This is a genomic window from Spiroplasma endosymbiont of Dilophus febrilis, from assembly GCF_964030685.1.
Taxonomy (GTDB): domain Bacteria; phylum Bacillota_I; class Bacilli_A; order Mycoplasmatales; family Nriv7; genus Nriv7.
In genome coordinates this window covers 795,951-814,391 of record NZ_OZ034912.1, presented here as the reverse complement: position 1 = coordinate 814,391, position 18,441 = coordinate 795,951, and the positions used below count along the sequence as shown (strand labels likewise).

Below are 18,441 nucleotides of genomic sequence, written 5' to 3'. Positions count from 1 at the left end.
ATGAATATATCATTTGGACGGTATTTACCATATAATTCTCTTGTTCATCGCCTTGACCCTAGAATTAAAATGCTATCAATAATTGCTTTAATTGCAGCCGTTTTTATTAATACTGGTTTTACCGGTTATATTTTAACCGGAACAGTAATTATTAGTATTTTCTTTATTTCTAAATTACCATTGCGATTATTATTTTCTTTGTTTAAGTTTGTTATTTTTGTAACTTTAGTATTATTAGTATTAAATTTTTTTCTTATTAAACCTGAATTTAATGCGGATAAACAACCACTTTGAGAGACAGTGGGTCTCATATATCAACCAGCTAAGTTTAAGATTCTTATTGTGTCTTGAAAAGCGATTTTAACGGCATTATATATTTCATTAAGAATTTATTTGATGGTTTTAGTAACAACGATTTTGACATCAACAACAAAACCATTGGATTTAACATTAGCTTTGGAAGATTTAATGTGACCTTTGAAGTTAATTAAAATTCCTGTTCATATTATTTCAATTATCATTTCAATGGCATTAAGAATGTTACCAACTTTATTTGAAGAAGCAATGCGAATTAAAAAAGCACAAGCATCAAGAGGGATGGATTCTAAAAATGGTAAATTTAAAGATAAAATTAAGTCCATCGTTTCTTTAATTATTCCTTTACTAGTATCATCATTTCAAAAAGCTGAGGATATGGCTTATGCAATGGATGCTCGGGGTTATGACCCCCATCAAAAAAGAACGCGATTTCGTCAATATCGGATTGGATTTTTAGATGTATTCATTTTAATTTTAATTCTTTGTTTTTTAGCATTAGTGGTGGTGTTATCTACTAATATTGGTAGTGAATGATTAAATCATTGTGATGTTTGAAAACCGATGCGTTATGTTGATCAGTTTGTTTGACGCTTAATAGAATATTAAAAATAATGGTTTCTTATTTATTATCCATTAGTTATGATGGTAGCAAATATTGGGGATGGGCCCGTCAAAATAATAAAATTACTGTTGAAGGTTCATTAATGGCAGTTATTACTAGTGCTTTTAATTGTGAGTTTAAAATTCAAGTAGCAAGTCGTACCGATAAAAAAGTTCATAGTTATGACCAAAAAGTTAAATTATCATTTAATATTGTCTTAGAACCAAAACAATTACAATGAATTTTAAATAATAAATTACCTAATGATATTTATATTACTAATTGTTGCATTGTTGCTAATGATTTTCATGTGCGAAAAAAATGTGTTTTGAAAACATATCATTATCAGATTAATTGTGGGTCTTACAATGTCTTTCAACAAAGATATATTTATCAATATAACAAACCGTTACGAAAAAGAAATTTACAAAAGATTGCTAAGATTTTTGTTGGAACTTATGATTTTTCTAATTTTTCTTTATTAAAAGATAAGGAAACTATTAATCGGGTGCGAAATATTAAGAGTATTAAAATTAAAAAACATCAAGATTTAGTGATAATTATTATTAAAGCCACAAGTTTTATTCGTCATCAAGTAAGAATGATTGTTGGCAGTATTTTAGCTTGTTATGAAGGAAAAATATCGTTAACACAGTTGCAAGAAAAATTATTAAATCCTTTAGCTTTGAAAACTAAATATCAAGTATCTGGTGAAGGGTTGTATTTAATGAATATTAAGTATTAAATTTTTATTTTAATTTACCTTTAATTAATTTTCTTAAAGTTTATAATTAAGTTTAATAGGAGGTGAAGAAATGATTATTTTAAATGATATGATTGATGGTAATGGTAATGGTACAATGCCAGAAGAAAATAATGAGATGCCAAATTCTAATGAACAACAAGAGCATCATCCAAATGATGGACACGATGACCACGATAATCAGGATATGGAAAATGAAAACAGTGAAAAAGAAAATCAATAGTGATTTTAAAAAATTTAGTAAAAAATACTTCCTAATTTAGGAAGTATTTTTTACTAAAAATTATTATTTTCATTGCATTAGCGAAACATTTGTTATATAATTTTATTGCTTTTATGCATTATAGCTTCGGTACAAGAGCAAAATGCAAAGGGAGAGATATAAATGCGACAAACGACAATTATTAATTCACAAGATGTGAAAAAAACATGATACATTATTGATGCCAGCGGTTTAATTTTAGGACGCTTAGCAACAAAAGTAGCAAGTATTTTAAGAGGTAAACATAAAGCAACATTTACCAGCCATGTTGATTGTGGTGATAATATTATCATTATTAATGCTCATAAAGTAATATTAAGTGGTAATAAGCTGAATAATAAAAAATATTATAATCACTCTGGTTTTGTTGGGGGTATGAGAGTGCGAACAGCTAAGGTAATGCAAGATAAGTATCCAATTGAGATGGTTGAAAGAACTATTAAAGGAATGTTACCGCATACTAGTTTGGGAAGAAAACAAGGTAAAAATTTATTTGTTTATGATAGTGAAAAGCACCCGCATAGTGCTCAAATGCCAAAACTATTAGTATTACAAGAAGAAGGGAGTTAATCGATTTAATGAAAATAAAAAAAGAAATTATTTATCGTGGTACGGGTAGAAGAAAAAAATCAGTAGCGCAAGTAGTATTAACTTCAGGAAAAGGGAATATTACTATTAATAATAAACCGGCACTTATTTTTTTTCCTTATGCAACATTAATCCAAGAGTTAGAACAACCATTATTGGTAACGGATATGAAAGAAAGCTTTGATATTAATGTTAAAGTTAATGGTGGTGGTTTTAGCGGTCAAGCTGGAGCTACGAGATTAGGTATTGCAAGAGCATTATTAGCATATTCACCAGATTATCGGATGAAGTTAAGGCAAAAAGGTTTAATAACTTGTGATTCACGAATTAAAGAAAGAGATAAGTATGGATTAAAAGGTCCCCGAGCAGGAAAGCAATTTTCAAAAAGATAATTTATATTTTAGCATATATCTCAAATATATGCTTTAATGGGACTATAGCTCAGTTGGTTAGAGCGCACGCTTGATAAGCGTGAGGTCGGTGGTTCAAGTCCACTTAGTCCCACCATTGATGGGCCCGTAGCTCAGCTGGGAGAGCACCTGCCTTGCACGCAGGGGGTCGGCGGTTCAATCCCGTTCGGGTCCACCATTTTAATTTCATTAATGACTTAAACTTAATTTTATTGTTTGAATAATAAATAAAATTAAGTTTTTTTGTTAAAATCATTTACAACAATTTATTTATTGTTAAAATTGTTTTATTACTAGATGTAATGTATTTGGGAGACTTGTTGTAATGAAAAAAAGAGTAAAGTTTAAAAAGCCTAGTTTTTCCAAGCAAGTGAAATTATTTTTTCAAAAAATTCATAATACTAAATTTACTCGCATTATGAGAAGTTTGTTATTGCTAACATTAGCAGCATTACTATTAACTTTAACTTTTAATTATTTTATTAATCCCGTAGGTTTTTACAATGGTGGTTTTAGTGGGATATCGCAAATTATTGTTTATTCAATTTTTTCATCACCTAAAGAGCAAGCGATGTGGTTTTACATTGTTGTTTTAATGTTAAATATTCCTTTTGTAATTTTTGGATATTTTAAAGTTGGCCGATATTTTACTGTTTATACTTTATTTTTTATGTTAATGCAAACAGCATGAAACTTTATTTTACGAGCAATTCCGATTTTAGATCAATTAAAAATTATGGAAGAATTAATTTTACCTAAGGATACTGATACGGGAAAAGCAGTGATGACTTTAGCGGCTTTTATTTATGCTTTTATTGGTTCAATTATTTGAGGTTTTGCTATCGCAATTGCTTTTATTGCTGGTGGTAGTTCTGGTGGTTCAGATTTTTTAGCTGCTTATTTAGCAGTGTGAAAAAAACAAGGTGTTGGTAAATTTCAAAAATATATGAATTATGCAATTATTGTTTTAGCAATTTTAATTAAATACTTTGTGCAAAAAAATGAAGATAATTTAATTTATGCTTTTTTTAAAAATTTTACTTTATATGTATCAATTATTTTTGCAACGATTAGTACTGTTGTTACTAATTTTATTTATCCAAAATTTAAATTAGTTAATGTGATGATTTTTACAAAATTACCATTAGATGTTTGTGAATATTTTAAAACTCATGAATATCCTCATGATACTACTTTAATTAGTTCTAATGATATTAAGAGTGGTAAGGTTTCGGGAACAATTTTTGCGACAATTTCTTTAATAGAATATAAAAAAGTTAAATATAATGTAACAAGAATTGATAATAAAGCGTTTATTGTTGTTATTCCCGTGACGATGGTTTATGGTACCTTTAATATTCAAAGGTTTAATTAATATTCAAAATGCTAACCAAGGAGTTGACCAATGAAGCAAGGTTTTCTAAGATTTTTAAAAATAGTTGATTGGAAATTTATTACGATGGCAATTGCGATTATTTTAATAATTTTTTCATTACCAATTGTTATTTTAACGGAAAAGGAAACTATTATTCATAATGGTAAACCAGAATTTGTTTTAAGAAATAATTTAACATCGTTATTAGCAATGGTATTTTTTACTTCTGGTAATAGTCTTTTTTTTCAAAGATTAATGACATCACCAGAGTTTTTAGCTTTAATTGTGCTAATAATTAATATTATTGTTTATAGTTTAGCTGGGATTTTTTATATGATGAAAGGAATTTCCAAAAAAAGCGTATTATTTCTACAATATCTTTTTTAACAATTATGGTTTTAATTGGTTTTATTTTGTTAATTTTATTTATTGTTCAAAAAAATCGTGAAATTAGTGGTTGAAATTATGTTTATATTTTCCATCGTATTAATTTACAAAGTGTGTATTTTTTACCATTTTTAGGTTATATTCTCTATTTTGTTAGTTTTGGTCTATACTTATATTATTTTTTTATTAAACGCAATAAAAAATAAGATTTAGATATTTTTTAATAAAAAAATAATATAATATAAATAAGGAGGTTTATAAATGCAATTCGTTATTCGTGGTAAAAATATTGAAGTAACTGAGGCGATTCGTGAACGCATTATTAATAGTTTAGAAAAAATTAGTAAATATAAAATTATTAATCTTGATGATACTATTCATGTTGAAGTAAGAACTTATAAAGAAAATTTAAGTCGAGTTCGTGTTGTTCTTGATTTAAAAGGAAAGAGTAATCATTTACACGCTGAAGGTCAGCATATTGATTTATATGTTGCTATTGATGAGGTGCGTCATAAGTTAGAAGAACAATTACGAAGAATGAAGGACCGTTGAATTCCACGGGGTAAAGAAAAATTTACGAAAGTAGAATTTCCGGTTGATTTAACATTAGATGAGGATATCTAATGCCATTATTAAATTAGATAAAATATCTTTTATTTTAAAAATTTATTGCTATAATTAACCCATAGATTTAACTCTTAGTGGAGGTGATGGGTTAATTTAATAAATTAGTATTTGGAAATTAAATGTTTATTTTGTATAAAATAACCAAAGAAGTTATTGTAAAAATAAAATTTCAAAGTAAAATAACATATATAGTAAAATAAATGAAAAGGGAGAATTAAATATGAAATTATCAGGATTAAGATTAATAACAGCTTTAGCAGGACTTCCTGCTATCGTAGCATTACCAATTATTGGTTGTGGCACAAAAAAAGCCGCAGCAACTACAGTTACTGATAAAGCAATTGATAAGATTACGTTTGAAGAAGCTGATGCTTTTGCAGTTGCTGACGCAGCAGGATGAAAAGATGATGCTATTCTTGCAGCGATTCAGGCAAAAGTTGATACGAAAGTTAAAGCTGCGGATGAGAGCGCTAAAGCGGCTGAGGCAGCATTAGTTGGAGCACTTCCAGCAGCTCCCGGACCAACTAAAAGTGCTGAAGTTAAATTTAGTGTAAAAGCAAAAGATGCTGCTGATGAAACATTTTCAAAAGAATTTACAATTAAAGTTACTCAAACAGGATAGTAATATCGTAATTTAGAAAAAGTGTTAAGAAAATACACTTACAGTTGTAAGTGTATTTTTTTTATAAAAATTATTTATTAATTAAATTCCTTGAAAAACTAATATTTGTTAGTAAAATGTTTATATAACAAAACTTGGAAAGAGGGATTAATTATTTATGAAGTGACTTATACCGTTTTTAGCAAGTTTGACATTAACACCACTAATTATTGTGATGCCATTAGTAAGTTGTAGCAATACTGAGATGAAACAGTCAGGAAGTTTAGATAGTCGGATTAGTAGTTTATCTGATACTGTGGAAATAAAAGATATTTCTCCGGCCAAGTGAAATTCTTTTGGTTTGCAATTATATGCTGTTATGGATTTGATAGAAAAACTTGGAATGGATTTAAATGAAGCGAGAGCTAATTTAAACTTTGATGAAAGTTCTCCGTTTGATACATCCCATAATGTTGTGGAGTTAACGATTACTGTGCGAGCAATGCCAAATAAAGGGAAAGCAAAAAAAGAAGTTAAATATATTTTTACAATGAAAGCAGATAAGCAACTCTTTTTAACTAATATCTTGTAAAATTAGTGATTTCCCAGTAATATAACTTATATAACAATACATGCAAAGGAGAATTAAATATGAAAAAAAGTTTTATATCATTTTTAGCAACCTTAACATTAACCCCCATGACATTGATGACAGTAATGCCGACCGTATCTTGTAGTTTAAAAAGTATTGATGCTCGTATTAATGCGTTACCAGATACTGTGGAAATAAAAGATGTTGATGAGAAATGGTGGGTTTCGCATGACTTAACCGGTCTAATTGTATATGATATACTGATTAAGATAGGATTGCAAATTGATGAAGCGATTGCCCAGATTGATTTTGTTGATCCTGGTGAAATTGATGTAACAGGTACTACTGCCACTGTCGATATTACTGTTAAGGCATTAGAAGGAAAAGGAACAGCATCCAAAACTGTTAAATATAATTTTACTAAAAAAGTAGCAACTTAGATTTTAGTCATTAGTAATATTTAAATCTTAATCATATTAATTTTGAAATACATTTACAAATGTAAGTGTATTTTTCTTTTTAAAAATAATTTTAGGGCGCATAAAGTTTTGTTAGGTGGGTAAAGATTTGAATAATTTTGAAAGAAAAGCAACTAAAAATTTATTACCTTTTTACTTGAAAAATAATTAATAAAACAAAATATTTAATATTAACAAACATATTCTTAATAAAAGGTTATAAAAACTAAGTAAAATGCTTATAAAAACAACATTAAAATAATTTTTTACAACAAAAATCATACATAAGAAATATATACTTAATTTGCATATTGAAATAATTTATAGTAAATGACTATTTTTTCTTTTTTAAAAAATACCTAAGAAAACTAAACGCGACCAAATATGTTAAAATTATTTATTAAAAATAATAAATTTAGTAAAATTATTTATTATTTTAAAATTAAGAGAATTTGTTATAAAATTACCTTAATAAGGAATTTTAGAAAGGTAAAAATATGAAAGATAAGATTTTGCAGTTAATTAAGGAACATAACCGAATTATATTGCTTTGTCATATTATTCCTGATGGTGATGCTTATGGTGTGCAGTTAGGTTTAAAAGAAATAATTAAAACTAATTGACCTAATAAGATTGTCCTAGCAGCGGGAACGAATAGTGATTATTTAAACTTTATTGGGACTATGGATACAGTGCATGATGATGATTTTAAAGATAGTTTAGTTATTATTGGTGATTGTGGTAATTTAGCACGAGTTGATGATGACCGATATAAATTAGCAAAAACTATTATTAAGATTGACCATCATCCCAATGTTGAACCTTATGGTGATATTATTTGAGTTGATGAACAATTTGGTTCAGCTAGTGAAATGATTGCTTTATGAGTTAAGGAATGTAATTTAAAGGTATCATCATTAGCGGCAAGAATTATTTATCATGGAATGGTAACAGATAGTGGTCGTTTTCTTTATTCACGAACTAATGCCAGAACATTTAGTCTTGCTAGTTTTTTATTAATAAAAGGGTTTGATTTAGATCAATTATATCGTGAAATGTATCAAGTTAGTGAAGAAGATTTAAAATTTATGAGTTTTGTTTATGAAAATTATCAAACTTCAACGAAAGGAGTTTTATATTTAGTATTTGATAACAAAACATTAAAGAAATTAGGCATTAATCATAATACTGTTGCTAGTAAGGTCAATCTATTAGCTAATGTTAAAAATAAACCAATTTGAGTATTTTTTTGTGAGGATGAAAATCATAATATTCGTGTTGAACTACGATCAAATAAATTTTTTGTTAATACTGTTGCTAGCAAATATAATGGTGGTGGTCATAATTTTGCTGCGGGAGCACGAATTAATGATTTTAATGATGTTAAAAATATTATTAGTGATTTAGATGAAGTGATTAGTAGAGGAGAACCAAAATAAGTGGTGAATTTGCAGTTTATAACTCATAATGAGGCACAAACAGAAGCATTGGGAGCTATTATTGCTAAATATGCTAAGCCGGGTTTTATTTTGTTGCAAGGAGCATTGGCGGCTGGGAAAACAACATTTACAAGATATTTAGCAAATGCCTTGCAAATTTCAGCGGTAGTTAATTCGCCAACATTTGTTATTATGAATGAGTATGTAATTCCAAAACAATCATTTAAATTAATTCATATGGATGCTTATCGTTTAAATAATGATGAAGATTTAGAAATGTATGAAGAGGCATTTAATAATAATTTAAATATTATTGAATGATATGAAAATGTTTTACAAATTATTGATTTTAATAATGCGTTAATCTTACAATGGAAGATAATTGATGATACTACCAGAGTAATTAATTTGAGTGGTAAGGGTCTTCTTGCAACGCAAGTAATTAAATTTTTACAGGACAATGATTTAAATGTTAAATGTTAAGGCAATTAGTTATTTAGCTCTTAGTGTAGCCTTACTACTATTATTTACTTTTACGCCATTTTTAGGTTATATTCAAATTAGTGTTATTAGTATTACTTTAGTTCCTTGTGTGGTAATGATTATTAGTATTATTTGAATTAAAATTTTAAAGTGGAACCCATTTATTGTTGGTGTTATCTCAGGATTGTTATTAGGATTAAGTTCTTTTTTAGCATCATTTGTGATGGGTGGACCGTTGGCAGTAGTTTTTCAAAATCCATTATTTAGTATTGTACCAAGATTATTAGTTGGTATTGTTTCAGGAATTATATTACAATTTCTAGTATTGCGTTCTAAATTTCGTTATTGATTAACAATTATCATTTGATCATTTTTTGTTATTAGTACTAATTCTTTTACAACTTTAGCAATGATTTATTTTTTAGGAGATGCATTTTTTCCTGACCTTAATGTGTTGCAATATATTAGTTGATTAGCATTAGCAACAAATTATTTACCAGAACTTATGATTACAACTTTAATTATTTTACCAATTGTTAAGGTTATTAATAAAATAGGTTAGCAAAGGAGGATATTTATGAAGTTATTAGTTGATATTGGTAATAGTTTAATTCATTTAGGTGTTTATCAAGAAAATCAAAAAGTATTTTATGAGCAATTATCTAGTAATATTAATGTTGATAAATTATTATCTTGCATGGAAGAAGTTCTTGAACCATTTTTATTAAAAATTCAACGATGTATTGTTAGTAGTGTTAAACCGCAATTTAATTCGGTAATTGAATTATTAGTTGAAAAATATTGTTGGAATTATTTACTTGTTGATAGTGTGTTAAAAACAAATTTAAAATTTGTTTTAGATGATGCTATTACTTTGGGTGCTGATTTAATAGCAGCAGCGGTAGGGGCTGTTAGTATTTATCCAAATCGTAATATAATTATTATTGATATGGGGACAGCAACAACAATTTCGTGTATTAAAGATAATTCGTTTATTGGTGGTGCAATATTGCCAGGATTACTAACAAGTGGTGAAGCTTTAATTGAAAAAGCAGCTTTATTGAAAAAAGATCCTTGATTTTTGCCACCAGAAATGATTGCTAAGAATACTAAAGATTGTTTAAGCGTTGGTATTATTTATGGTCATGCGATGGCAATTAAAGGTATTGTGGAAACTTATCAAAAACAATTAAAAGATTCAGTAGTAATAATATTAGGTGGTAATTATTTTTTTGTTAAAAATATTTTGCAAGATTATCAATTTATTAATGATTTAATTTTTACTGGTTTAAATATTTTAGGAACATTAAATGAAGGTGAAGAATAATGAAAACATTATTTTTAGATACAACAAATGGATATTTAGTAATTATTTTACAAGATGACCGTGGTTTATTAGATAGTTTACAAATTTGAAATCATCAAAAACACACTGAGAAGGCAACAGTTTTAATAGATGAAATGTTAACTAATCATAAATTAAGTTGATTTGATATTGATAGTTTATATTTAACTGTTGGTCCGGGAAGTTATACTGGAATTCGGGTGGGAATTACAATTGCGAAAACAATGAAAGCTGTTAATGAGACCTTGCAAGTTTTTGTTACGAATAGTTTATTATTGCAAGTTGGTAACAAGCAGGCGATTAGTGTTATTAATGCTAAAACTGATCAATTTTTTGTTGCGGTTTATGATAATTTTCATCCGATGGTTTTGGAACAAGTGGTTACAAGAAATAATTTATTATTATTGAAAAAAGAATGAAAAAAATTTAAGTTAATTGAAGATTATCATCGGATTGATGTAGTAGAAAATTTTTTACAAATTAAACATTTATGTAAAAAAGTAACTAATGTTGATGATTTAGAATCATTATATTTAAAGGAATTACAACTTAAAAAGCATTATGAATAAAAATAAAAATTTTGGATGTTATTTTTTAAAATTTTTAGATATAATTACTTATGTGTGATAATCACTATGGAGCAGTACTCAAGTGGTTAAGAGGGCTCCCTGCTAAGGAGTTAGGTCAAGCAATTGGCGCACGAGTTCGAATCTCGTCTGCTCCGCCATTAATTTTAAATAATTTGATATTTGTTGTTAACAACTTTACTTATTGTAAAGTTGTTTTTTTGTGATATTAAGATAAAATTAATACATATTTAAAAAACAATATTTTATTTATAAGGTGGAATTAAATTAATGTTAAATAAAAAAATGCGTTTAGCAATTACTTTTGTTCTTTTAGTACTTTTATTGGTGACTTGTATTTTTATTATTGCTAAATATATTGATTGATTATGAATTATTGGTGTCGTAACAATTTCATTTGGAACTTTAACAGCATTAATTATTTTTGTTTCCAACCGACCAGCACGAACAAAAATTTCTTGAATTATTGCTGTGTATGCGTTACCAATTGTGGGTATTATAATCTTTATTATTTTTGGCCGAACTTATCGTTATACTAAAGCACAAAAGTTTTATTTAAAAAAATATCAAGATTTTTATGCTAAAGAGGATTTTAATTATACGAATAACTTTTTAAAAAATCAAATTAAAGAAGAACGAAGTATTTTACATTTGACTACTAATATATCACAAAGACCACTATATAATCATACGAAAGTTGATTTAATAACTAATGGAATTGAAAAGTTTTCGTTGTTATTTAAAGACTTAGAAAGTGCTGAAAATTATATTCATATTAATTATTTTATTTTAGATGATGGTGAAGTTTTAAAATATTTGACACAGTTATTAATTAAAAAAACTTATCAAGGTGTTAATATTCGCTTAATTTATGATCATGCTGGAAGTTTTTTTACGGTTTATCATGATACAATTCAGAAATTGAAGCGAGCTGGTGTTCATTTAAAAAGATTTTCACCGATAAATTTACCTTTTATTAGTGGTCGTAATAATTATCGTAATCATCGTAAAGATGTTATTATTGATGGCAAGATTGGTTATACGGGAGGCATTAATGTTGGTGATGCTTATTGTCATTTAAGTTCTAAATATGGCTTTTGACGCGATAGTCAAGTTCGTTTGCAAGGTAGTGCTGTTCGTAGTTTAGAATTAATATTTTTACAGGATTGATATTTTACAACTGGCGAGTCGTTAGTGTTTGATAAGAAATTGTTAAAAAATGAACCATATGATGGTAAAACTAGTAATATTGTTCAGGTTATTGATGATGGTCCCAATACTTATGAAACGATTCAAAAGGATATTTATGTTAAAGTTATTTCTAGTGCTAAAAGTCGTATTTGGTTATCAACGCCGTATTTTATCCCAACTGATGATATTGTAACGGCATTAAAAAATGCTGCTAAGTCAGGTGTTGATGTACGATTATTAATGCCAGGAAAAACTGATAAATTTTTTATTCTTGATATTAGTCGTTCATATTATGATGAATTATTTAATTCGGGGATAAAAATTTATGAAATGAGTAAGATTTTTAATCATTCAAAAACAGCATTAATTGATGATAATTTAGTCATTATTGGATCAACTAATTTAGATTTTCGTAGTCTTTATCACGATCATCAAACTATTGTTATTCTTTATGGTGATGCTAATAAGCAACTAGAAAAGAATTATTTATGAGATATTGAAAGAAGTATTCTTTTAACAACATCACCGCTAAAGAAAAAAAATTGATTTTATCGGATAATGATTTTGCCAATTGTTAAAATTTTTGACCCCTTATTTTAGGAAAGGAAAATAATAATGCACAAAACGAAAAAAATTAATAAAAAAATTGCTAAGCAGTTAGAAAAACAAGATTCTCCCGTAAGTTTAGAAAAAAAACCGGAAGTTAAAGAAAGACGAGGTTTTTTTAAACATTTATTTTCAAAAAGCGTTCAAACAATTAATAAAGTTGATATTCATTTTGGATGAACACGAAATGCTACTAAAAGAATTATTAAGCAATTATTATTACAAAAAGTTGATCATTTTTATTTTTATAGTTCCATTGCTAATATTTTTTATATTTTGGAGCAAGGAATTAAACCGGTAAAATCTAAGAAACTTAAAGAAAATGAAAAGTATATTGTTTGAACATATTTAGAAAAAGATGATCATCTTGAATTAGAATTATCTACTAGTAGTCGTCATCAATTTTGAAGTTGATGCTTAGAAAATAAGATTGATTTAACTACGGTGGCAATTTTTTATATTGATTTAGTGAAATTATATGAAAATACTAAAAAAGATTGAGAGTTTAATAATAATTTGCAACGAGTTATCATTAATGAACCAATTAGTGTTAATGCTATTAGAGCAATTTTAATTAAAGATATAGAAATATACAAAAGATTACAACAATATGTTTCTCATCAACAAATTGATATTAAAATATTTTATGGTGATAAAGGCATTATTGAAGAAATTAAAGGAAAGGAGTTAAAAGTTAATGAATAAAAATCTTAATAAAATTACATCGTTGGAGGAAAATTTTAGTCAATGATATACTGATTTGATTGTAAATGGTAATCTAATAGATTATGGAGTAGTTAAAGGAGCACCAATTTTAAAACCGCATGGTTATGCAATTTGAAAAAATATTGTGAAAAACTTAGAAATCAGATTTTTAGAAGTTGAAATTCAAGATGTTTATATGCCTTTATTAATTCCTGAGAGTTTATTAAATCAAGAGAAAGAACATATTCAAGGTTTTGCCCCTGAATGTGCTATTGTTACCAAAGTTGGTGATAAAAATTTAGATGAACCGTTGGTTATTAGACCAACTTCTGAAGTTTTGTTTGGGACATATTTTTCAAAAAATATTTCTAGTTATAAGGACTTACCATTAAAATATAATCAATGAGCGAATGTTATTCGTTGAGAAAAAACAACAAGACCTTTTTTAAGAACAACAGAATTTTTGTGGCAAGAAGGTCATAGTGTTCATAATAATATGGAAGAAGCCCAAAATTGAACGGTAGAAATGATGAATTTATATGTTAAATTTTTTAAAGAAGTTTTAGCCATTGCTGTTCTTAATGGTAAAAAAAGTCTTCATGAAAAGTTTGCTGGTGCTGTTGATACATATAGTTTAGAAGCATTAATGTTAGATGGACAAGCATTACAATCAGCAACTAGTCATTATTTTGCCCAAAACTTTTCTAAAAATTTTGATATTAAGTTTATTAATGCTAACAATAAAGAAGAATATGGTTATCAAACTTCGTGAGGGATGTCAACAAGAGTTATTGGAGCTTTAATTATGTCTCATAGTGATAATAGGGGATTAGTATTACCCCCAATGGTAGCACCAATTCAAGTAGGAATAATTCCGATTCAAGATGATGAGCAAGTAAGAAAACAAGTTAATAGGATTTATCAACAATTAAAAACTAAATATCGTGTTGTCATTGATAATTCTTTAAAGTCATTGGGTTATAAGTTAAGTAATAGTGAAATTCAAGGAGTTTGTTTTCGCATTGAAATTGGGATTCGGGAATTAGAAACTGATAAAGTATTAATTGTGCGCAGAGACACAAAAACAAAATTAATGGTTAAGATTAATGATGTGGAATCATATTTAAAAACTAATATGGAACAAATGCAAAATGATTTATATGCAAGGTCGTTAGAACGATTAGAAGCGCAAGTATTTGTTGTTAATAGTTTTAATGAATATGAACAACAATTAAAAACAAAAACGGGATTTTTTGGTGCTTGATTTTGTAATCGTATTGAGTGTGAAGCAGAAATTAAGCAGTTAACTAGTACTGTTAGTCGTTGTCAAGATTTAGAAAAGCAGGTTGAAGAAAATTCTAAATGTTTTAAATGTAATCAAAGAGCAAAAGGTCATTTTTATTTTGCGCGGGCATATTAAATAGGAGGAAGAATTTAATGAATTGATTAGCTGAAATTGCTAAATTATTGAAAGAAAAAAAGGGTATCAAAGTAAAAATATCATTAGAAACTAATTTCCGTAATTTAGGTTTGGACTCTTTAGAATTAATGGATTTAATTATTTTAGCAGAAGAAGAATATAAATTTCGGATTCCTGATAATAAGTTAAGTGATATTAATACTGTTCAGGATTTAATAATTATTATTGAAGAAGTAGTAAATAGTAATAGTTAAAAAGGGCGTTAAAATTGTGAAATGAGATTATGAAAAATTAACGCAAGTATTAAAAAATAAAGGACATCGTTTAACTAATATTAGATTAGCAATATTAAAATTATTATTAAAGAAGCAACATCTAAATATTAATGGCATTATTAGAGAACTGAAAAAAGAAAATGATGAACATAAGAATATTAATGTCATGTCAGTTTATAATACTTTAGATTTGTTTTTGCAAGAAGAATTGATTTATCTTAATGTTTTTAATGGCCGAGATATTGTTTTTGAATTATCAAATCCTGTCTTAGTTCATTTAGTTTGTGAAACTTGTCATAAGGTTATTCATCTTAGTGAAGATATGCATTTAAGTGATCAAGATTTTCAAGATAATTTGAAAAAATTAGAAGAAAAATTACAAAATGCTGATTTTAAACCTGTACATTATAAATTAGAAGCACATGGAATTTGTATATCTTGTCAGGAAAAAAACAAGAAGGTAATAAATAATCTTTAAAATTTCTTTATAATTTACTTTGTCATTTTTAATAACTTTGATAGAATATATTTATTGTAGGGGTATAGTTCAATGGTAGAACGGCGGTCTTCAAAACCGCGCGCTTGTGGGTTCAAATCCTGCTACCCCTGCCAATAAAATTAGTTATTAAGGATGATAGCAATATAAAAATAACCATTATTGGTATTATCTTACAAACTGGTTATTTTTATATTTTTAATGAAGAATATTTCATTTTTTGGAAAGTTTACCTAAATTTATCTGATGAAATGTTTTTGCGATATAATTCAAAATTATCAGGAAGATAATATAAATGAAATAAGGAGGCCATTTTGGAAGATTTTGATTTTATTAAGAAATTAAAGCATATAAAATTTAATGAAGACAATGTTATTAACGCCAGTATTGCTGCATTTATTTTAAATAACTTAGAACAAATTGATGAATGAACATCAACAAGTGTTGCTGATGCTTGTTTTACTTCTTCTAGTTCAATAATTCGCTTTTGTCAAAAATTAAATCTAAGTGGTTGAACGGAATTGAAGTATCAATTAAAAGTTGTTAATCAAAGAATTAAAAATTCAGGACGACAAGTTAATACTAATTTGCAATTGAAAAGTAATATTACCTATTTTTTTAATGAATATGTGAAAATAAGAGATGAGGATAATAATCGATTATATTTAGATTTTATTAATAAAGATAATGATTTAATTGTTAAAAAAATTATTGATGCAAAAACAATCTTTATTTTTGGTTTTGGAATTTCATATTATCCTGCTATTTCTTTCGCACAAAGATTAAGATGAGTAAATAAAAATGTTATTTGTGAGAATGATATTAATGTTATTTATTCGTACTTGCCATTAGTTACTGCTGATGATGTTGTTATTTGCCTATCATTAAGTGGTACAAATAATTTAATTGGTGAAATAATTGAAGAATTAAAAGATAAAGCTTACTCAATTGGTATTTTTAGCAAAGAAACAAAATTAGCTAAAAGTTTTAAATCCTATTTTGTAATTAAATCTGAAGAAGAACAATTATGAAGTGTTTTTTCAATTAGATTGCAATTATTAATGCAATTATTAGATTTCTTGTATGCAAAAATAATTAATTTTAAGTTATAAGTTAAAATAAAGGTAGGACTAAATTTAAATGGAATTTAAACATATTTTTAGTAATTTTAAAAAACTTAAACTGCTATCAAGTAATTTTCAACCAAGAAATACTTTAAAGCATTTTCGCAATAAAACAAGTTCAGGATTACAAAAACTTGCTAAATCATTAATGTTTCCGATTGCTATTTTACCTATCGCGGCAATATTAAGTCGTGTGGGCGGATTAATGATGGCTAAAGATTTTGGAATTACTGAGAACAGTGTTATTTGATATATTGGTTCAGTATTGCAACTTATTGGTGGCAGTGCTTTTGATAATCTTTCTGTTCTTTTTGCTATTGGCATAGCTTTTGGTTTTGCTAAAGATAATCGTGGTGAAGCAGCTCTTATTGGTTTTTTTGCTTATACAATATTAATTGGTCTAATGACGATATTACCAAAAATTGTTTATTCAACAATTTTATTAGATGTTAACTTAGAAAATAAATCAAAACTTTTATATCAACTTAAAGGCAATGAAGTTATTTATTCTATTGATATGGGAGTTCTGAGTGGCATCATTGCTGGTATATTAGCAGCTACTTGTTATAATCGTTTTCAATCCATTAAGTTGCCAACTGCTTTGTCATTTTTTTCGGGAAGAAGATTTGTGCCATTAGTTGTTATTTTAGTTTCTTTACCAGTTGCTATTTTAGTGGCAATAATTTGACCTTGACTTCAGTTAGGACTTTTAACTTTTGGACAAGCTATTATTCCTGAAAAAGTTGACAATTCAACCCGTCATATTCAATGAGGGGTTGCTAGCGTTTATACAATGTTTAATAGAGCATTAAATGCTAGTGGTTTAATGCGTGTTTTTAATATTTATTTTTTTTGACAACACCCTTTTGTTACTTCAGAGAATGGAACAGTTATTAATGGTGATATTCCTGCATTTCTTAGTAATGATTTAGTTGTTGGTGCCGGATTATTTCAAAGTGGGTTTTTCCCCATTATGATGTTTGGATTACCAGCTGCTGCCTTGGCGATCATCAAATGTGCTCATCCTGACCAAAGAAAAAAAGTTATGGCATTATTACTTGGAGCGGCGTCAGTTTCATTTTTAACGGGGATTACTGAACCGTTAGAATTTAGTTTTATTTATGCAGCCCCAATATTATTTTTTGTTCATATTGTCTTATCAGGGATTATTGCTGCAATTACTGTTGGTTTAGGAATTCGGATTGGTTTTGGGTTTTCTGCTGGTTTTATTGATTATGTTTTAAGTTTTTATCAATCAATGAAAATTGCTAAAATAACTTGGGAGTCTGGTATTGCCCAAGTGCTAGCAAATCCGGCTTGAATATTACCAATTGGTATTCTAAGCGGGGGCGCTTATTACTTTTCTTTTAATTATTTGATTAAGAAGTTTAATTATCAGACATTAGGTCGCGAGCAAACTGTTAGTGAAATAGAAAATTTGGATAATAGTTTACCACTGTCTTCTTATCAGTTATTAGCCAGAAAAATTTTGGATATTTTAGGTAAAGATAATATTATTAGTGTTGGTAATTGTGTCACAAGGGTGAGAATTGTTGTTAAAAATGTTGATGCTGGAAAAATTGAACAATTAAATAAAGTCAGATTTGAAGTAAGAGGGATTGCTAATAATAAACTTAATCCGAAAATGGTTTCAGACAAAGATTTACAACTGATTGTTAGCAATGATGCCCAATTTATTGTTGATGAATTAGAAAAATTGCTTCAGGCATCAAAAGAGTTGTTGGCAACTAATTTTTAAAAATAGAAAATAGTTTTTATTTTAAAAGC

24 protein-coding genes and 4 tRNA genes are annotated in these 18,441 nt (G+C 27.3%); all 28 read left to right on the top strand.

Annotated elements, in window-relative coordinates:
• The 28 genes from AAHF53_RS04405 to AAHF53_RS04270 all read left to right on the top strand — a co-directional run bounded on the left by AAHF53_RS04405 (window position 1) and on the right by AAHF53_RS04270 (window position 18,412).
• Window positions 1-924 carry an energy-coupling factor transporter transmembrane protein EcfT gene (locus tag AAHF53_RS04405; protein WP_338968319.1) on the top strand — a complete coding sequence of 308 codons (924 nt, stop codon included), beginning with the start codon at window positions 1-3 and terminating at the stop codon, window positions 922-924.
• A gap of 5 nt (window positions 925-929) precedes the next feature.
• Complete coding sequence (gene truA, locus AAHF53_RS04400; RefSeq protein WP_342189614.1) at window positions 930-1,664, top strand: tRNA pseudouridine(38-40) synthase TruA; 735 nt, start codon at window positions 930-932, stop codon at window positions 1,662-1,664.
• Between the two features lie 70 nt (window positions 1,665-1,734).
• Window positions 1,735-1,905: a hypothetical protein gene (locus AAHF53_RS04395; RefSeq protein ID WP_342189613.1), complete on the top strand. Its 171-nt coding sequence runs from the start codon at window positions 1,735-1,737 to the stop codon at window positions 1,903-1,905.
• A 162-nt stretch (window positions 1,906-2,067) separates the two neighbouring features.
• Window positions 2,068-2,514, top strand: a complete 447-nt coding sequence (gene rplM / locus AAHF53_RS04390) for a 50S ribosomal protein L13 (protein WP_338968327.1) — start codon at window positions 2,068-2,070, stop codon at window positions 2,512-2,514.
• 8 nt (window positions 2,515-2,522) lie between these two features.
• The gene (gene rpsI, locus AAHF53_RS04385; RefSeq protein ID WP_338968328.1) at window positions 2,523-2,924 is read left to right on the top strand and encodes a 30S ribosomal protein S9; all 402 of its coding nucleotides are present in this window, start codon (window positions 2,523-2,525) and stop codon (window positions 2,922-2,924) included.
• A 38-nt stretch (window positions 2,925-2,962) separates the two neighbouring features.
• Window positions 2,963-3,039 (top strand) — tRNA-Ile (locus tag AAHF53_RS04380).
• A 5-nt stretch (window positions 3,040-3,044) separates the two neighbouring features.
• Window positions 3,045-3,120: transfer RNA gene (locus tag AAHF53_RS04375), tRNA-Ala, on the top strand.
• 147 nt (window positions 3,121-3,267) lie between these two features.
• The gene (locus AAHF53_RS04370; RefSeq protein WP_342189612.1) at window positions 3,268-4,317 is read left to right on the top strand and encodes a YitT family protein; all 1,050 of its coding nucleotides are present in this window, start codon (window positions 3,268-3,270) and stop codon (window positions 4,315-4,317) included.
• Window positions 4,318-4,347: 30 nt separating this feature from the next.
• A complete protein-coding gene (locus tag AAHF53_RS04365; RefSeq protein ID WP_342189611.1) occupies window positions 4,348-4,704 on the top strand; it encodes a hypothetical protein in 357 nt (118 codons plus the stop codon).
• A gap of 261 nt (window positions 4,705-4,965) precedes the next feature.
• Entirely contained in the window at window positions 4,966-5,328 is a 363-nt protein-coding gene (gene hpf / locus AAHF53_RS04360) for a ribosome hibernation-promoting factor, HPF/YfiA family (RefSeq protein ID WP_342189610.1), read from the top strand.
• Window positions 5,329-5,551: 223 nt separating this feature from the next.
• On the top strand, window positions 5,552-5,953 hold the full coding sequence (locus AAHF53_RS04355; RefSeq protein ID WP_342189609.1) for a hypothetical protein: 402 nt from the start codon (window positions 5,552-5,554) through the stop codon (window positions 5,951-5,953).
• A gap of 157 nt (window positions 5,954-6,110) precedes the next feature.
• Window positions 6,111-6,524, top strand: coding sequence for a hypothetical protein (locus AAHF53_RS04350; protein WP_338968340.1), 414 nt, complete (start codon window positions 6,111-6,113; stop codon window positions 6,522-6,524).
• Window positions 6,525-6,583: 59 nt separating this feature from the next.
• Entirely contained in the window at window positions 6,584-6,964 is a 381-nt protein-coding gene (locus tag AAHF53_RS04345; RefSeq protein WP_342189608.1) for a hypothetical protein, read from the top strand.
• A gap of 515 nt (window positions 6,965-7,479) precedes the next feature.
• On the top strand, window positions 7,480-8,421 hold the full coding sequence (locus AAHF53_RS04340) for a bifunctional oligoribonuclease/PAP phosphatase NrnA (protein WP_342189607.1): 942 nt from the start codon (window positions 7,480-7,482) through the stop codon (window positions 8,419-8,421).
• Between the two features lie 3 nt (window positions 8,422-8,424).
• Window positions 8,425-8,904, top strand: coding sequence for a tRNA (adenosine(37)-N6)-threonylcarbamoyltransferase complex ATPase subunit type 1 TsaE (gene tsaE / locus AAHF53_RS04335; protein WP_338967775.1), 480 nt, complete (start codon window positions 8,425-8,427; stop codon window positions 8,902-8,904).
• Window positions 8,891-9,466 (top strand): hypothetical protein, encoded by a 576-nt coding sequence (locus tag AAHF53_RS04330; protein WP_338967776.1) that lies wholly within the window; start codon window positions 8,891-8,893, stop codon window positions 9,464-9,466. The genes tsaE and AAHF53_RS04330 overlap by 14 nt, the downstream gene beginning before the upstream one ends.
• A gap of 15 nt (window positions 9,467-9,481) precedes the next feature.
• Window positions 9,482-10,231 (top strand): type III pantothenate kinase, encoded by a 750-nt coding sequence (locus AAHF53_RS04325; RefSeq protein ID WP_342189606.1) that lies wholly within the window; start codon window positions 9,482-9,484, stop codon window positions 10,229-10,231.
• Window positions 10,231-10,818 carry a tRNA (adenosine(37)-N6)-threonylcarbamoyltransferase complex dimerization subunit type 1 TsaB gene (tsaB, locus tag AAHF53_RS04320; protein ID WP_342189605.1) on the top strand — a complete coding sequence of 196 codons (588 nt, stop codon included), beginning with the start codon at window positions 10,231-10,233 and terminating at the stop codon, window positions 10,816-10,818. The genes AAHF53_RS04325 and tsaB overlap by 1 nt, the downstream gene beginning before the upstream one ends.
• 68 nt (window positions 10,819-10,886) lie before the next feature.
• Window positions 10,887-10,976, top strand: a tRNA-Ser gene (locus tag AAHF53_RS04315).
• A gap of 130 nt (window positions 10,977-11,106) precedes the next feature.
• Window positions 11,107-12,627, top strand: a complete 1,521-nt coding sequence (gene cls / locus AAHF53_RS04310) for a cardiolipin synthase (protein WP_342189604.1) — start codon at window positions 11,107-11,109, stop codon at window positions 12,625-12,627.
• Between the two features lie 15 nt (window positions 12,628-12,642).
• Complete coding sequence (locus AAHF53_RS04305; protein ID WP_338967769.1) at window positions 12,643-13,338, top strand: acetyltransferase; 696 nt, start codon at window positions 12,643-12,645, stop codon at window positions 13,336-13,338.
• Entirely contained in the window at window positions 13,331-14,758 is a 1,428-nt protein-coding gene (gene proS, locus AAHF53_RS04300; RefSeq protein ID WP_342189603.1) for a proline--tRNA ligase, read from the top strand. The genes AAHF53_RS04305 and proS overlap by 8 nt, the downstream gene beginning before the upstream one ends.
• Before the next feature lie 17 nt (window positions 14,759-14,775).
• Window positions 14,776-15,012 carry an acyl carrier protein gene (locus tag AAHF53_RS04295; protein ID WP_338967767.1) on the top strand — a complete coding sequence of 79 codons (237 nt, stop codon included), beginning with the start codon at window positions 14,776-14,778 and terminating at the stop codon, window positions 15,010-15,012.
• A 16-nt stretch (window positions 15,013-15,028) separates the two neighbouring features.
• Window positions 15,029-15,511: a Fur family transcriptional regulator gene (locus AAHF53_RS04290; RefSeq protein WP_342189602.1), complete on the top strand. Its 483-nt coding sequence runs from the start codon at window positions 15,029-15,031 to the stop codon at window positions 15,509-15,511.
• 58 nt (window positions 15,512-15,569) lie between these two features.
• Window positions 15,570-15,645, top strand: a tRNA-Trp gene (locus AAHF53_RS04285).
• Entirely contained in the window at window positions 15,616-15,819 is a 204-nt protein-coding gene (locus tag AAHF53_RS04280; RefSeq protein WP_342189601.1) for a hypothetical protein, read from the top strand. The genes AAHF53_RS04285 and AAHF53_RS04280 overlap by 30 nt, the downstream gene beginning before the upstream one ends.
• 24 nt (window positions 15,820-15,843) lie before the next feature.
• Complete coding sequence (locus tag AAHF53_RS04275) at window positions 15,844-16,641, top strand: MurR/RpiR family transcriptional regulator (RefSeq protein WP_342189600.1); 798 nt, start codon at window positions 15,844-15,846, stop codon at window positions 16,639-16,641.
• A 28-nt stretch (window positions 16,642-16,669) separates the two neighbouring features.
• Window positions 16,670-18,412, top strand: coding sequence for a PTS transporter subunit EIIC (locus AAHF53_RS04270; protein ID WP_342189599.1), 1,743 nt, complete (start codon window positions 16,670-16,672; stop codon window positions 18,410-18,412).
• The last annotated feature ends 29 nt before the right edge of the window (window positions 18,413-18,441 follow it).